The organism is Streptomyces sp. NPDC046349 (genome assembly GCF_055587885.1).
The window spans coordinates 665,453-680,687 of record NZ_JBVJFK010000002.1; the positions used below are offsets into that span (position 1 = coordinate 665,453).

Consider the following 15,235-nt stretch of genomic DNA (forward strand, 5'->3'; position numbering starts at 1 on the left):
GACCGGAGACGGGTTGCCCGCCTTGTGGTGCCGGGTGTGGCTGCTGGAACTCATGTGCCTGATGGGGGCTTTGGCTCGGTTGTCCGTGCAGCGGCGGGACGTGCTGCCGGCCCGGGTGGGCCGGGTGTGGCTGCTGGAACTCGTGTGCCTGCTGGGCCCCATGTGTCTGCAGTGGCACGAAGTCCCGCTGTTCCGCGTACGGCTGTCGGAATCCTTGGGCCCCCTGCGGCTGCCGGGTCTCGTGGATCTGCTGGGCCTGCGGTGGCGGACAGTGGGTCCCCCCGGGCCATCCGGCCCACTCGACCTGCGACCCATGGTGAAACTCACCTACGGAATCGGGGTGTTGGTGCTGGCGAGGGAGGTGGGCCTGGTGGTACTGCTGGGGCTCCTGGCTCCCCGCGAACTGCCCGTGCCCGTCGTATGACGCGTACTCCCCGTACGGCCCGTACGTCGGTCCCTGTGGAGGCGGCGCAGCCGGGACACGGTCACCCGCGGCAGGACCGGGGCGGGGGTGTCCGTCGGACATGGGGCTCCTCGTGGCCGGTCGACGGGGAACGAGCCCCATTACGCCATAAGTATTCGGATAATCCGATAATCCACGTCATGGTACGTCCCGGTGAGTCGAACGCCTGCTCCGGATAGGCTCGACCCAGGCAGGTCAGGGCAGTGCAAGGCAGTGGCAGCGACGACCGCGGGAGGCGGCGGGATGACGGTCCCGGGACGCAGGAGCAGCACCTTCATCCGGCTGCTCCGCAGCGGGTTCACCGACCCCTCCGCAGCCGCCCGGCTGCTCGACTCCGACGCGCTCGCCGCCGTACGCGCCGATCCCGTACTGCTTGACGCCCTCGGCGCGACCGCCGACCCCGACCTGGCCTTGCGCGGGCTGGTCCGACTCGCAGAGGCGCAGCCCGACGACGAGCTGCCCGGGCTCCTGGACACCCTCGTCAGCGCCAAACCCCTCCGCGACCGCCTCCTCGGCGTGCTCGGCGCCTCCGAGGCGCTCGGCGACCACCTCGCCCGCCACCCACGCGACTGGCTCGGCCTCGTCACGTACGAGGCGGCCGACCTGCACCCGGGACTTGCGGAGTTCGAACGCGGTCTCGCGGACGCCCACGACCCCGTCGCCCTGCGCGTCTCCTACCGCCGCTGCCTGCTGTCCATCGCGGCCCGCGACGTCTGCGGCACCATCGACGTCGCCCAGACCGCCGCCGAGCTCGCCGACCTCGCCACCGCCACCCTGCGCGCCGCCCTGCGGATCGCCTCCGCCGCCGCTCCCGAGGATGCGGCGATCTGCCGTCTCGCCGTCATCGCGATGGGCAAGTGCGGCGGCAACGAGCTCAACTACGTCTCCGACGTCGACGTGATCTTCGTCGGGGACGCGGCCGTGGGGTCTGCCCACGGCGGAGCCGCGCGGGACGGAGCCGACGAGGCCAAGGCCCTCCAGGCCGCCACCCGCCTCGCCTCGCACCTGATGCGGATCTGCTCCGAGACCACCGTCGAGGGCACCATCTGGCCCGTCGACGCCAACCTCCGCCCCGAGGGCCGCAACGGACCCCTCGTCCGCACTCTCGCCTCCCACCTGGCCTACTACCAGCGCTGGGCCAAGACATGGGAGTTCCAGGCCCTCCTCAAGGCCCGCCCCGTCGCCGGTGACGCGAGCCTGGGCTCCGAGTACATCGACGCCATAAGCCCCCTGGTCTGGCAGGCGGCCGAACGCGAGAACTTCGTCGCCGACGTCCAGAAGATGCGCCGCCGCGTCGTCGACAACATCCCCGCCGCCCATGTCGACCGCGAACTCAAGCTCGGCCCCGGGGGCCTGCGCGACGTCGAGTTCGCCGTCCAGCTGCTCCAGCTCGTCCACGGCCGCAGCGACGCCACCCTGCACTCCGGCACCACCCTCGACGCCCTCCACGCCCTCGCCGCCGGCGGCTACGTCGGCCGCGCCGACGCCGCCCAGCTGCACGACGCGTACCGCTTCCTGCGCGCCATGGAGCACCGCATCCAGCTCTACCGGCTGCGCCGCACCCACCTGGTCCCCGAGGACGAGAACGACCTGCGGCGCCTGGGCCGGTCCATGGGCCTGAGGACCGAGCCCGTCGCCGAACTCCACAAGGCCTGGCGCCGGCACGCCTCCGTGGTCCGCCGTCTGCACGAGAAGCTCTTCTACCGGCCGCTGCTCGACGCCGTCGCCCAGCTCACCCCGGGCGAGACCCGGCTCTCGCCGCGCGCCGCCGGCCAGCGCCTCGAAGCCCTCGGCTACGCCGACCCGGCCTCGGCCCTGCGCCACCTCGAAGCCCTGGCCTCCGGCGTCACCCGCAAGGCCGCCATCCAGCGGACCCTGCTGCCGGTGCTGCTCGGCTGGTTCGCCGACTCCGCCGACCCGGACGCCGGCCTGCTGAACTTCCGCAAGGTCTCCGACGCCCTCGGCAAGACCCCCTGGTATCTGCGCCTGTTGCGCGACGAGGGGGCCGCCGCCGAGAACCTCGCCCGTGTGCTGTCCGCCGGACGCCTCGCCCCCGACCTGCTGATGCGGGCCCCGGAGGCGGTGGCCCTGCTCGGCGACCCGGAAGGCCTGCAGCCCCGTACGCACGACGCCCTCCGGCAGGAGGTCCTCGCCGCCGTGGGCCGCGCCGAGAACCCGGAGACCGCCGTCGCCGCTGCCCGCGGAGTGCGCCGCCGCGAGCTCTTCCGCACCGCCGCGGCCGACATCATCGGCTCGTACGGTACGGAGGACAGCCCGGCGGAGGAGGACCACGGAGCCCTGGTCGACCGGGTCGGCGGGGCCGTCTCGGACCTCACCGCCGCGACCATCGCGGGCGCCCTGCGCGCCGCCGTGCAGTCGCACTTCGGCGACACCCTGCCCACCCGCTTCGCCGTCATCGGCGTCGGCCGTTTCGGCGGCCACGAACTCGGCTACGGATCCGACGCCGACGTCCTCTTCGTCCACGAACCCCGCGAGGGCGTCGACGAGCAGGAGGCCGCGAAGGCCGCCCAGACCGTCGTCGCCGAGATGCGCCGGCTGCTCCAGCTGCCCACCGCGGACCCGCCGCTGCTCATCGACGCCGACCTGCGGCCCGAAGGCCGCTCCGGCCCCCTGGTGCGCACTTTGGCCTCCTATGCCGCCTACTACCGGCGCTGGTCCCTGACCTGGGAGAGCCAAGCGCTGCTGCGGGCCGAGCCGGTCGCCGGTGAGGAGGAGCTCGGCCGCCGCTTCATCGAGCTGATCGACCCGCTGCGCTATCCCGCGGAGGGCCTCGGCGAGGACGCCGTACGGGAGATCCGCCGGCTCAAGGCCCGGATGGAGTCGGAGCGGCTGCCGCGCGGCGCCGACCCGACCCTGCACACCAAGCTGGGCCGCGGCGGTCTCAGCGACGTCGAGTGGACCGTCCAGCTGATCCAGATGCGGCACGCCTGGGCCGAACCGGGCCTGCGGACCACCCGTACCCGCGAGGCTCTCGCGGCCGCGCACGCGGCCGGGCTGATCCCGACCGACGAGGCGCAGATCCTGGACGAGGCCTGGGTCCTGGCGACCCGGGTCCGCAACGCGGTGATGCTGGTTCGGGGCCGCGCGGGGGACACCTTCCCTTCCGAGGCCCGTGAACTGGCGGCCGTGGGCCGCTACCTCGGCTACGCGGAGGGCACGGTCGGCGAGTTGCTGGACGACTACCGGCGCATCACGCGCCGCGCCCGCGCGGTGGTCGACGAACTCTTCTACGGCGCGTAGCCGGGCCGGGGGCAGCCGGGCCGGGGGCAGACCCCGGTCCGCAGACGGCACGTGGTTGCCCGCCGCCTTTGCGCTTTGCATATGATCAGCCTCCATTCAACGGGGAGGCTGGACGATGGCGGACGAGCTGGACCAGATATCCGACCGGCACGTGGACATGCGGCTGAACAGCGGTCCACCGCTGGGCCCTTACGCCCCTGGCGGCACACCGCCGGCGGTGGTGCCCTACGCCCCCGGCGTGACCCCGCCGCCCGCGGGCCCGTACCTGACGGGCGGTTCCCCGGACTTCGCCTCGTCGCCGGCCGAGAAGAACGCAGCGGCGGCCACGATCCAGAACGAGTTGGAGCCGAGGACCAAGAGCGCCGCCGGGCACGCGGGCGAGGCCACGGGTTCCGCCCGCAAGGGCTTCGAGGGCTGGGAGACGGCGGCCGGCCTGAAGAAGGTCGCGGAGACGTGGGAGCAGCAGGTGACGACCCTGATGGGGCGGCTGGCCGGCGAGAAGACCTCGCTGCTCGGCGCCTCGGGCTACTTCACCGGAAACGACCTGGGGCTGAAGAACCAGTTCCTGTCGCAGTCACAACTGCACGGGATCTAGAGGCCTGACGTGCTGACCTACTACGAAGTCATGACCACGGACCTGGGTCTGCTGACGACGGCCGCCGCGCAGTGGGACAAGGTCGCGGAAGAGCTGAAGAAGGTCGAGACCCGCTACGGCGACACCGTCCAGAAGATCGTCATGGGCGACAACTGGTCCGGTATCAGCGCGGGGGTCGCGCGGACGAAATTCACGGCGACCCGCTACGAGTACTCCGCCGCCCAGACCCAGGCCAAGGCGATCGCGAGCCTGCTGCGCGGCGCCCGCGACCAGTTCACCGATCTCAAGAAGAAGCTGGAGAGCGCCCGCGACGACGCGATCGCTGCCGGCATGAGCGTCTCGGAGCAGGGGCGTGTCGCCTTCGACTGGTCCAAGCTGACGCCGTCCGAGCGCAGCGCCTACCACCACGACCCCGACGGCCAGGAGGCCGTCCGCACCGCGGTCGGCAAGTGGCAGAAGCACATCGACGACCGGGTCAAGGCCGTCACCGAGGCCGATCAGCACGTCAAGGACGCCCTGGTGGCGGCCGTGACCGACACCAACAAGGACGCCCTGGGCAAGGGCAGCGGCCTGGACGAGACGCTCACCGGCTTCAACAACTACGCCGAGGGTGACCTGGCAAAGGCCAAGAAGCTCGACGAATCCAAGGTGGAGACGAAGAACGACAAGCTCGGCTGGAGCGCCACCGGGCCCGGCCAGTACGGAAAGGAGGCCTCGGTCAAGGCGTACGCCGACCTCTTCCACGGCACCGCCAAGGGCGAGACCGACCTTGCGGGGATGCAGCTGTCCGGGATCGCCGACATCTACGGCGGGGGCCGGGCCACCGCGAACGTGGGCTTCACCGACAAGGGCCTCGTCGCCAAGGCCGAGGCCTCCGCCGGCGTGCGGGGACTGGCCGAAGGCCGGGCGGGAGGCGAGTACCAGAGCGTCTACGGACGCCTGGAGGGATTCGCCGGCGCCGAGGCCGGAGTCAGTGCCAAAGCCACCAAGGAAGAAGTCACGGTCGGCGCGAAGGCGTTCGCCGGGGCGAAGGGCAGCGTCACCGGAGGCGTGGAGTCCGGGGGCATCGGGGTCGGCCTGACGGCCGAGGGCTGGGCCGGTCCCGGCGCCGAGGCCTGGTGGGGTTACAAGAAGGACGAGACGACCGGCGTGTGGAAGATCGGCGGCAAGGCGGGCGCCTCCCCGATCCTCGGCGGGTCCATCGGCCTGGAGATCACCGTCGATCCCGCCAAGGTGGTCAAGACCGCGGGTGACGCCGCCGATGCGGTGGGCGACACGGCCCAGGCGGTCGGCGACGCCGCCGGGGACTTCAAGGACTGGTTGCTCGACTGATGTACGTTTCCGAGGAAGGAGGGTCCGAGATGGCTGCGACACTGCCGGTGCCGATCGAGTTCCGGCTGCCAGAGGGATGGCTTCCGGCCCGTCCCGAGGGGTTCGACGCGGAAGGGGTGGCTTTCGCCGCCGTGCACCCGCGGCCCGACGCCGGGTTCGCCGCGAACATCACCGTCGACGGCGGGTTCCCGAAGGACGGGGTGACGCTCGAGGAGATCGCCGACGCGTCCGTGGAGCGCCTGCGCGCCTTCGCCGAGTCGGTGGTGGTGGAACACCGTCGCGAGGTCGGCTCGCAGGAGGCGCCCGCGCTCACCCAGAGGCTGAGCTTCTCCGCCGGCGCCGACGGCGGCGACGTCCGTGACCTCGTCCAGTCCCAGGTCTACCTGTTCTTCGTGGACAGCGGGGACCCGCGCAAGCGGGCGATGATCCGGCTGGCACTCACCGCGACCGCAGCACAGCACGACGGCGTCCTGGAGGACTTCCAGGAGTTCGTGCGCTCGGTACGCCCGGACAGCGGAGCGGGGGGCTGACGGTGGGCGGTTTCTGGGACCGGCGGACGGGCACCAGGTACCCGCCGCCCGGCCTTACGCCGACGGCCGCCGCGGACCTCCGGGAAGCACTGCTCGCGCTGGGCGGACCGGCCGGGGTGTTCCTCGTACGCGAGGGGACCCCCAAGGAGCGTGCCGACCTGGTGGCGGAGTGCCGCGTGCCCGAGATGCGGCTGACCCTCAGGACCAGCATGCGCCTGGTCCCCGCGAAACACGAGGTGCGCACGCTCGAAGAGCGGTGGGAGCCCGCGCTCGAACACTCCGGCGAGCAGTACGGCCGTGGGCCGGGCAAGGCGGTCTACCGGCAGTGGGAGCACCGGCGGGGCGCTGACGGCCGCCGCAGCAAGGTCGAGACCTTCCGGTTCGACACGGGACAGATGAGGAACCCCTTGCAGAACACGGTCCTCAAGGCGGGCTGGACCTGGCGCGGAGTGCTGTTCAGGCTGTGACGGCTGTGCCTGCCCGACCGGCGGGCCAGCGCCACGCGGCGGACCGCGGACCCGCGAGGGGTCCGCGGTCCGCACTCCGCTGTCGGCTGTCTGCTGTCCCGGAGCGGGACGGGTGTCAGCGGGCGGTGCCGAAGTCCTGCGTCCAGTAGTGGTTCGGCTGGGCCAGGCCGATGCCGATCTCCTTGAAGGAGCAGTTCAGGATGTTCTCGCGGTGGCCGGGGCTGTTCATCCAGCCCTCCATCACCTTCTCGGGCGTGCTGTAGCCGTAGGCGACGTTCTCGCCGTACGTGCTCCACGTGTAGCCGGCGCGGGTGATGCGCGCGCCCGGGTCTGAGCCGTCGGAGCCGGTGTGGGACATGTTGCTGTGGGCGGCCATGTCCGCGCTGTGGTCCTGCGCGGCCTTCGTCAGCTTCGCGTTCAGGGTGACCGCCTGGCATCCGGCGGCGGCGCGCTCCTGGTTGACCAGGGCGAGGACGGCGGCGACGGAGCCGGAGGCGGCGGGCGCCGGCGCGGGCGAGGTCTTCGGCGGCTGCGGGGCTTGCGGCTTCTTGGTGACCGGCGGCTTCGCCGGCTGCGGCGCGGCCTGCGGGGGCTGTACCTGCGGCGGCTGTGCCTGCGGGGGCTGGGAGGACTCCTCGACCGGCTCCGTGGGTGCTGCGGGGCTGCTGGGCGACGTGGGGACGTCCACGGGAACCATGAGGTCCGGGGTGGTGGAGGGCTCGTACTGCCACGGGCGCTGCGCCTGGTGGCTCACGGTACGCGTCCGGCCGGTGTCGCCGCCGCCCGAGTCGAAGCAGGCCATGGCGGCCGTGGGGACACCCACGATTCCGAGAGCGCTGACCCCGATGATTATCTTCCGGTACTGCTTCTTCTTCCGATGCTTCTGCATGCGTGACCCCATTCGGTGTTCGCGAAGCTTCCGGCGCCGGAACTGCGGGACGCCGGAATGGTCGACATTCTTAGAAGCCCGCCATTGGCCTGGCAAGTTTCCGTTTCGAGCTCATCCGGAGGATTCGGCACACGGCTTGAAACGGGTCGTTGATCGTGCATGGTCACGATCAGGTCACTGGCACAACCATGTGATGCGCTCTCAGGAACGCCCGTGACCAGGGAAGTAGGGGGCAGCTGAGGCGGTAGCCGGGATTCCGTTCCCGTAGGAGAGGGGAATGTCGAATCCAAAACGGACAAATGTCGAAATGTCGATGGGGTGGCGTGCCCGGGAAACCCTCCGGGGTCGCGGTTCCCGTCGTGACGCATGTCACGCAACCAGGCGCCGGATCGTGGCGTCGCCGCCCGCGCCGCCCGCGAAGGGTGCGGCGAGAACCTGCCCGCATTCCCCGTGGCTCATTCGGAGGAATGGCCGAGCCTGCAAATGATCAGGGTGGGGGTGGGTGTGATCGCCCTATGTAATTCATTCGAGCGGTCCCGGCGTCTTCGTGCCTCCAGGTGGTTGCAGGTGCCGGGTCGGGTCGGTCGCGGTACGGGTAATGCATGACGCAGAAGAAGGACAAGGCCGATGGCGAGGCGAATGGGCGCCGGAGGCAGCCGAGTACGACGACCGCCGCGCTCGCGGGGGCGCTGATCGGCGCCCTGGCGGGCCTCACCGGGAGCACGCTCGCCTACTTCGAGGCCAAGGACACCCGGCGGGAGGAGGCGCAGGCCCGCCGCTCGGACATCCGCCGGGCCGCTTACGTGGAACTCGCGGGGACCGCGAACAAGTACGTGCAGCAGTCCACCCAGCTTCTGACCCTCAGCCTCGACCCGACCAAGACCGCGCAGGAGAGGCGGCGCCAGTTCGAGGGCGGGTACGCGCCGGCCAACACGGACCTCGCGCGGGCCATCACGACGGCGCGCCTCGTGGTACCGCCCGAGGGAAGGAAGGACCTGGCGGCGATCGAGGCGCGCTCCGAGCGGGTGGGCGAGCTGGCGACGGACTGGTACGCCAAGGGCCCCGAGGGCGTGGACGTGGCGAAGGCGGACGTCGAGTTCGCCGAAGCGGTGCGGGCGCAGCTGGCCGCACTGCAGTCGTTCCTGGACAGGGCCGCCGACGAATCGCTGTAGCCCGTGGCTCAGGCGGCGGACGCCGTTCCGGGTGGGGGCGGCGGTGCGCAGCTGCGGCAGTGGCCGGGGACGGGGGAGCGGAAGGCGCGTTCGCAGCCCTCGCACGTGCGGAGGGGGTGGACGGTGCGGTCCGGGCCGCCCGGGTGGGGTGCGCAGGGATCCGGCAGGCGGGGTGGCAGCAGCTCCCGCAGGCGGTGGGCGAGCAGCGCGGCGGGGGAGTGGATCGGCACGGTCGGAAGCGAGCGCGTGAGGGCCGCGGTGACGGCGCTCGGGGTCAGCCCGCGCTCCAGCCACTCGGCTGCGGCGGGCGCCAGCCGTACCGTGTCCCGCTCGGACAGCAGCAGCCGCGGATCGCGCAGCCGCAACCGGGCCAGCAGTTCCCGCGCCTCCGACTCGGCCTCGGACGGGACGGTTTCGGGCTCGGGCTCGGGCGCGGGTGTCGGTTCGGGCTCCGGGTCGGGCTCCGGTCCGGGCTGGGCGGCGGGCTTCGGCCGCTGCGGTGGCATCCGCGGCCCGCGGGTCGCCTCGGCCATGGCGGGCGGGTTGTTGTAGGACACCGTGCAGGTCACGACACGCCCCGTCGGCAGCCGCTCCTGGAATCGGGCCAGATAGCCGTGCCGCTCCAGCTCGCGCAGGGCGGTGGCGATGCGGACCTCGCCCTCCGGGAAGCGTTCGGCGAGGGCCTTGATGGTCACCTTGGAGCCGGTCGGGAGCGACTGGATATGCGTGGCCAGGCCGATCGCCGCCATGCTCAGCTCGCGGTGCTGGGCGAGATGGTTGCCGATCTTGACGTAGCCGCGGCGGTGGTCGCGATTGACGTGCCGGATACCCGACGGGACGCGCGCAGGCGCGCTAAGCTGCTGGTCAGCCATGGGGAAGGTGCTACTTCCGTTGTGGTCAGGCCCTCGCCCGGGATTGCCGTCCCGGCCGGGGGCCGAATGCGTTTATGGGGTTGTCGGGAGTCAGAGTGCCCGGCGAATTGGCATACGCGCCAGCCTGGTTGGGGTGATTCACCCGACCGGGTGAGAGGGGAGGGGGAGGTATGGAAGGTCATTTCCCCCGGTGATTGGTCTTTAGGCGTCGCGCGTCACCGGATATCGATCCACCGGGCCGTGGAAACCTCGATCCGGTGAAATCGGACTCGCCACATCAATTTCCGCCCACACCGCCTTCAGGGGCGCCGGCCCGAGATCCGTTCCCCACCGCACGGCGAGCGCGGACACCAGCACCAGCCCCCGCCCCCACTCCGCCTCGGGGTCCGGCGGCCGCAGACCGCGGATGGTCCGAACTCCCGGCGCGTGTCGGACACTTCGATACGGAGCGTAGGCCCCGGCGCGAGGTGCAACGCGAGCCGGAAGTCCCGCCCGCGCACCCTGCCGTGAGTCACGGCGTTCGCGGCGAGTTCGGCTACGACCTGTGCCGCGTCCTCGAACGGAAGCCTCCACTCAGTGAGTTGGGCCACTGTGAGCGCGCGTGCGGCGCGGGCTCCGCGCGGGGTGGAGGGAAGCGTGGCGACGAGGGAGATTTCCTGATTCACGTGACTCAGCGTGGCCACCCGTGCGTACGCTGAACAGAGTTGAGGGCGCTGTGTACGACGGTTGTCCAGAACGGTCCCGTGGTGTCCTCGCGGTCCAAGGGGAGGCGGATGTGAACACGGACGGCGCCGACGAGTCGAGCTGGGAACTCGACCCGGAGGACGAATCCGGGGCGGTCATCGCCACGGTGGGACGCCAGCTGAAGATGTGGCGTGAGGCGGCGGGCTTTGACCGAACCAAATTCGGTGAGCGGATGGGATACGGGGCGAACCTGATCTACAAGATCGAGCGAGGGGCCCGTATTCCGCGCCCGGAGTTCTTGGACAAGGCGGACGAGGTCCTCGGGGCGGGCGGGAAAATCGCCGCCGTGAAGGCCGATGTCGAAAGGGCCCGCTATCCCAAGAAGGTCCGGGATCTGGCCAAGTTGGAATCCGAGGCAGGGGAGATCGGGTCCTACGACAACGTCGTGGTGACGGGTCTGCTCCAGACGGAGGCGTACGCCCGCGCCCTGTTCGGGCTGAGGCGCCCGGCCTTCTCAGAGGGCGAGGTCGAACGTCTGGTCGCTGCCAGGCTCGCCCGCCAGGAGATCCTCCAGCGACATCCGGCCCCGCTCCTGACCGTCGTACAGGAAGAGGCTGTCCTCCGACGGCCCATCGGGGGCAAGATGGTGTTGCGCGGCCAGCTGGAACACCTGTTGGAGATCGGGAGGCTGCGCACCGTCGAGATCCAGGTGATGCCCCTCGCGGTCGAGGAGCATTCCGGGCTCGCCTCATCGTTCAAGGTCATGCGTCTCAGGGACGGAACGACCGTGGGGCACAACGACGTTCAGCTGGCCAGTCGCTTGATCACCGAACCCAAAGAGGTCCAGATCCTGGACATGCGTTATGGCATGATCCGGGCACAGGCCCTGACGCCACGGGCGTCGCTGACGTTCATCGAAAAGGTACTGGGGGAGACATGACCATCAAGCCGTCGGGCGAGGGCCTCTCCGGCCTCGCGTGGGTCAAGAGCAGCTACAGCACGGCCGATGGGGCCGACTGCGTCGAGGTCGCCCATACCCCCGGCACCGTCCTCGTCCGGGATTCCAAGCGCCCCGCGGGCGCCCGCCTCGCCGTCACCCCGGACGCCTGGAGCGGTTTCGTGGCGTACGCCGCCGCGTGAGCGGACTCGACGAAGCCACCAAGGCCCTCTATCGGTACCGGCGGCCCGAGCCATGGTGCTGGGATGCCGTTGTCGAAGCCGTGTGTGGCGACACGTATGCCGGCTGGGACGCGGATCACGCGGTGTCCCAGGCCGGCGGAGCCGTCGCCGCGCACGCCGACCTGATCGCCGAGTCCCTCGGCCGCGGCTCCGCTCACACCGACGGCGGGCTTACGCTCGCCCTCGCCGGGATGGGCGATCTCCGTGCGCTGCCCGTCCTGCGGCGGCTCGCCGCGGCCAACCAGCTGCCGTACGACCGTCCCCACGCACGGATCCTGGCCACGCTGCCCGCCGCGGAGCTGCTCCCCGTGGTGCTGCCCGTTCTGCGGCAGGAGCCGGAGCGGTACCACTCCAGCACAGCCCTCCTCGAACTCCTCGCCCTCTGGGGCCCCGCCGCCTCGCCCGCCGCGGCCGAGGTGATCCGGCACCTGGGGACGGCCCACACCTACGACGCCCTGCGCGTGCTCGGCCGGATCGGCGCACCGGCCGTCGGCGCCGCCGACCGGCTGGCCGCGTACGCCACCGGCCGGGGCCGAGGGGCCGGCGGCTCCTACCCGCGCCGCGCGGCCTGGGCGCACTGGAAGGTCACCGGGGACCCCGCCCTCGCCCTCGACGTGTGCGGGGCGGCCGTACGGTCCGGGACCGCGAGCCATGGCCTGCCCTTCCTCGCCGACCTCGGTCCCCTGGCCGCCGTACACACAACGCCCGTGCGCCTCCTGATGGAGTCGCCCGGCGCGTGGACCAGGACGTACGCCGCGCACGCGTACTGGCGGATCACGGGCGACCCGGAGCCGGCCGTGCCGGTGCTGCTGGCGCAGGTGGACCCGGCCTGGGAGGGCAGCCCCGCCATGCCGGTACGGCAGGCCGTCCACCACCTCGGAGAGATCGGCGCCCCGGCGGCCCCGGCGGCGCCGCTCCTGCGCGGGATCCTGGCCCGGGAGGAACGGCTCGGGCAGCCCTTCGCCGGGGTACGGATCCTCGCCGACCGCGCCTACGTCCGCACGCTCACCGAAGCCCTGGAAAGGATCCACCGCTAGTGGAGACGAAGTTCACGATTCGCCGCGCAGGCCCGGGCGACGGGGACGCCCTCGGCGAGATCCACGCCGCCGCGTGGGAGGCGGCGTACGCGCCGTTCTTCGATCCGGGGTTCGCCGCGGACGGGATCGCGAGCAGGCGCACCCGCTGGCACGCGCGGCTCGTGGAGCTGGACGCCACGATCCTGCTGGCCGAAGGGGACGGCCGGCCGGTGGCCATGTCCGTCTTCCGCTCGTCCTCGACCAGGCCCGGCGCCGCCGAGATCCTCTCCTTCTACAGCCACCCCGACAGCTGGGGAACGGGTGTTGCCGCCGCGCTGATGACCGGGACGCTGCGGCACCTGCGCGGCGACGGCTTCACCCGCGCCCACCTCTGGACCCTGCGTGACACCCCGCAGTCCCGCCGCTTCTACACCAAGGCCGGCTTCGCCGAGAGCGGCGCCACCCGCCCCTACGACTTCGGCGACGGCAAGCCGCTCACCCAGGTCGAGTACGAGCGCGACTGCTGACACCGCCGGAATCCGCCTGCCGTTCGCCCGGCGTACCCGCCGACGTCACATCCGGCTCCCTCTCCGGTCCTCCGGGCACGCTGTTCTTGGGAGCGCTCAGACACCGTCGACCGAAGCAGAGGTCTCTCCCGCCATGGCAGAACTCAACCGTCGCCGCTTCCTCCAGCTCACCGGCGGCGCAGCCGCCCTGACCCTGCTGAACGACAGCATCGCGCGCGCCGCCGCCATCCCCGCGCAGGGGACGACGGGCACCATCGCCGATGTCGAGCACATCGTGGTCCTGATGCAGGAGAACCGTTCCTTCGACCACTACTACGGCGCCCTGCGCGGCGTCCGAGGCTTCGGCGACCCGCGCCCCGTGACCCTGCCCAGCGGCAAGTCCGTATGGCACCAGGCCGACAACGCGGGCAAGGAGACGCTGCCCTTCCGCCCGCCGTCCGACGATCTCGGCATGGAGTACCTCCAGGGCCTCAACCACGACTGGGCCGGCGGACAGAGCGCCTTCAACAAGGGCAAGTACGACAACTGGGTGCCCGCCAAGACGCCCGCCACGATGGGCTACCTGACGCGTGAGGACATCCCGTTCCACTACGCCCTCGCCGACGCGTTCACCATCTGCGACGCCTACCACTGCTCGTTCATCGGCTCGACCGACCCCAACCGCTACTACCTCTGGTCCGGCCACACCGGCAACGACGGCAAGGGCGGCGGCCCCGTCCTCAACAACGCCGAGCTCGGTTACGACTGGACCACCTACCCCGAGCGCCTGGAGGCGGCCCGGATCTCCTGGAAGGTCTACCAGGACATCGGCGACGGCCTGGACGCCGCCGGATCCTGGGGCTGGATCAACGACGCCTTCCGCGGCAACTACGGCGACAACTCCCTCCTCTACTTCAACAAGTACCGGGGCGCCCAGCCCGGCGACCCGCTCTACGACAAGGCCCGCACCGGCACCAATGCCAAGGCCGGCGAGGGCTACTTCGACCGGCTGCGCGCGGACGTCGCCGCCGGCACCCTGCCGCAGGTGTCCTGGATAGCCGCCCCGGAGGCGTTCAGCGAGCACTCGAACTGGCCATCCAACTTCGGTGCCTGGTACATCGCGCAGGTCCTGGACGCGCTGACGTCCAACCCCGACGTGTGGGCCCGTACCGCCCTGTTCATCACCTACGACGAGAACGACGGCTTCTTCGACCACGTCGTCCCCCCGTACGCCCCGGCCGACGCGGGTCAGGGCCTGTCGACCACGCCGACCGCCCTCGACGTCTTCCCCGGCAGGACCGGCTACGTCGCCGGACCGTACGGGCTGGGCCCGCGCGTCCCGATGCTCGTCGTCTCGCCCTGGAGCACCGGCGGCTACTCCTGCTCCGAGACCTTCGACCACACGTCCGTCGTCCGGTTCATGGAGAAGCGCTTCGGGGTGCACGAGCCCAACATCTCGCCCTGGCGGCGGGCCGTCTGCGGTGACCTGACCTCGGCCTTCGACTTCGCCCGCAAGGACACCTCCACGGTGTCGCTGCCCGACACCGGACCGTGGGAGCCGCAGGACCGCGAGCGGCACCCCGACTTCCGGGCGACCCCGCCGGCCGTGGGGTCCATGCCGCGCCAGGAGAAGGGCCAGTGCCGCACCCGTCCGCTGAAGTACGCCCCGTACGTCGACGGCGCGGCCCTCACCGCCGAGGGCAAGTACCGGCTGACCTTCAGCGGCGGCGCGGACCTGGGGGCGCAGTTCTACGTCACCTCCGCCAACCGCACCGACGCCCCCTGGACGTACACCACCGAAGCCGGCAAGTCGATCTCGGACACCTGGAACACCCGCTACTCGGCCGGCGTCACCGACCTGACCGTGCACGGCCCCAACGGCTTCCTGCGCGGCTTCCGCAACCCCGGCACCACCGCCGGCCCCGAGGTCACCGCCCGCCACAACGCCACCACGGGCAACCTGGACCTCACCCTCACCAATGCCGGGACGTCGACGGCGACCCTCACGATCACCAACGCCTACGGCGGAGGAGCCAACCGCGTCACGGTCGCCAAGGGCGCCACGGTCACCTACAGCGTTTCCCTGAAGAACACGCGACGCTGGTACGACGTGACGGTGACCTCGTCCGAGACCGCCGACTTCGGCCGCCGCTTCGCCGGCAAGGTGGAAACCGGCGCGGCCGGCCTTTCGGACCCGGCGATCCTGACGGACCAGTCCTCCTGACGTGAGAGCGCCCGTGCCCCGGAAGTCTTCCGGGGCACGGGCGCT

At 71.4% G+C, this 15,235-nt stretch carries 14 protein-coding genes and 1 pseudogene; 12 read left to right on the top strand and 3 right to left on the bottom strand.

The features are described from left to right. The first annotated feature begins 13 nt into the window (after positions 1 to 13). The 6 genes from ACZ6JS_RS06730 (at position 14) to ACZ6JS_RS06755 (ending at position 6,648) form a co-directional block, all read left to right on the top strand. Positions 14 to 424, top strand: coding sequence for a hypothetical protein (locus ACZ6JS_RS06730; RefSeq protein WP_469296246.1), 411 nt, complete (start codon positions 14 to 16; stop codon positions 422 to 424). 282 nt (positions 425 to 706) lie between these two features. Then, positions 707 to 3,724 (top strand): bifunctional [glutamine synthetase] adenylyltransferase/[glutamine synthetase]-adenylyl-L-tyrosine phosphorylase, encoded by a 3,018-nt coding sequence (locus ACZ6JS_RS06735; protein ID WP_469296248.1) that lies wholly within the window; start codon positions 707 to 709, stop codon positions 3,722 to 3,724. 115 nt (positions 3,725 to 3,839) lie between these two features. Continuing rightward, complete coding sequence (locus tag ACZ6JS_RS06740) at positions 3,840 to 4,319, top strand: hypothetical protein (RefSeq protein WP_030964927.1); 480 nt, start codon at positions 3,840 to 3,842, stop codon at positions 4,317 to 4,319. A gap of 30 nt (positions 4,320 to 4,349) precedes the next feature. Next, positions 4,350 to 5,651 carry a hypothetical protein gene (locus ACZ6JS_RS06745; RefSeq protein WP_469296250.1) on the top strand — a complete coding sequence of 434 codons (1,302 nt, stop codon included), beginning with the start codon at positions 4,350 to 4,352 and terminating at the stop codon, positions 5,649 to 5,651. Positions 5,652 to 5,680: 29 nt separating this feature from the next. Next, positions 5,681 to 6,181 (top strand): hypothetical protein, encoded by a 501-nt coding sequence (locus tag ACZ6JS_RS06750; RefSeq protein WP_469296251.1) that lies wholly within the window; start codon positions 5,681 to 5,683, stop codon positions 6,179 to 6,181. 2 nt (positions 6,182 to 6,183) lie between these two features. Next, positions 6,184 to 6,648 carry a hypothetical protein gene (locus tag ACZ6JS_RS06755; protein WP_469296252.1) on the top strand — a complete coding sequence of 155 codons (465 nt, stop codon included), beginning with the start codon at positions 6,184 to 6,186 and terminating at the stop codon, positions 6,646 to 6,648. A 115-nt stretch (positions 6,649 to 6,763) separates the two neighbouring features. On the opposite strand, the gene ACZ6JS_RS06760 is transcribed toward ACZ6JS_RS06755, so the two are convergent. Next, the gene (locus ACZ6JS_RS06760) at positions 6,764 to 7,537 is read right to left on the bottom strand and encodes a CAP domain-containing protein (RefSeq protein ID WP_469296253.1); all 774 of its coding nucleotides are present in this window, start codon (positions 7,535 to 7,537) and stop codon (positions 6,764 to 6,766) included. 602 nt (positions 7,538 to 8,139) lie between these two features. On the opposite strand from ACZ6JS_RS06760, the gene ACZ6JS_RS06765 reads away from it, so the two are divergent. After that, positions 8,140 to 8,709 (top strand): hypothetical protein, encoded by a 570-nt coding sequence (locus ACZ6JS_RS06765; RefSeq protein WP_469296256.1) that lies wholly within the window; start codon positions 8,140 to 8,142, stop codon positions 8,707 to 8,709. Positions 8,710 to 8,717: 8 nt separating this feature from the next. On the opposite strand, the gene ACZ6JS_RS06770 is transcribed toward ACZ6JS_RS06765, so the two are convergent. Together ACZ6JS_RS06770 and ACZ6JS_RS06775 are read right to left on the bottom strand one after the other, a co-directional pair. Next, positions 8,718 to 9,581: a helix-turn-helix domain-containing protein gene (locus ACZ6JS_RS06770; protein ID WP_469296258.1), complete on the bottom strand. Its 864-nt coding sequence runs from the start codon at positions 9,579 to 9,581 to the stop codon at positions 8,718 to 8,720. Between the two features lie 201 nt (positions 9,582 to 9,782). Beyond that, positions 9,783 to 10,264: pseudogene (locus ACZ6JS_RS06775) on the bottom strand (ATP-binding protein). 92 nt (positions 10,265 to 10,356) lie between these two features. On the opposite strand from ACZ6JS_RS06775, the gene ACZ6JS_RS06780 reads away from it, so the two are divergent. The 5 genes from ACZ6JS_RS06780 (at position 10,357) to ACZ6JS_RS06800 (ending at position 15,190) form a co-directional block, all read left to right on the top strand. Continuing rightward, on the top strand, positions 10,357 to 11,205 hold the full coding sequence (locus tag ACZ6JS_RS06780; RefSeq protein WP_469296445.1) for a helix-turn-helix domain-containing protein: 849 nt from the start codon (positions 10,357 to 10,359) through the stop codon (positions 11,203 to 11,205). After that, positions 11,202 to 11,405 (top strand): DUF397 domain-containing protein, encoded by a 204-nt coding sequence (locus tag ACZ6JS_RS06785; protein ID WP_469296259.1) that lies wholly within the window; start codon positions 11,202 to 11,204, stop codon positions 11,403 to 11,405. Before ACZ6JS_RS06780 ends, ACZ6JS_RS06785 begins: the two co-directional genes overlap by 4 nt. A 122-nt stretch (positions 11,406 to 11,527) precedes the next feature. After that, positions 11,528 to 12,481: a hypothetical protein gene (locus ACZ6JS_RS06790; RefSeq protein WP_469296260.1), complete on the top strand. Its 954-nt coding sequence runs from the start codon at positions 11,528 to 11,530 to the stop codon at positions 12,479 to 12,481. Next, complete coding sequence (locus tag ACZ6JS_RS06795; protein WP_469296262.1) at positions 12,481 to 12,987, top strand: GNAT family N-acetyltransferase; 507 nt, start codon at positions 12,481 to 12,483, stop codon at positions 12,985 to 12,987. The genes ACZ6JS_RS06790 and ACZ6JS_RS06795 overlap by 1 nt, the downstream gene beginning before the upstream one ends. 133 nt (positions 12,988 to 13,120) lie before the next feature. Then, positions 13,121 to 15,190: a phosphocholine-specific phospholipase C gene (locus ACZ6JS_RS06800; RefSeq protein ID WP_469296263.1), complete on the top strand. Its 2,070-nt coding sequence runs from the start codon at positions 13,121 to 13,123 to the stop codon at positions 15,188 to 15,190. Positions 15,191 to 15,235: the final 45 nt, after the last annotated feature.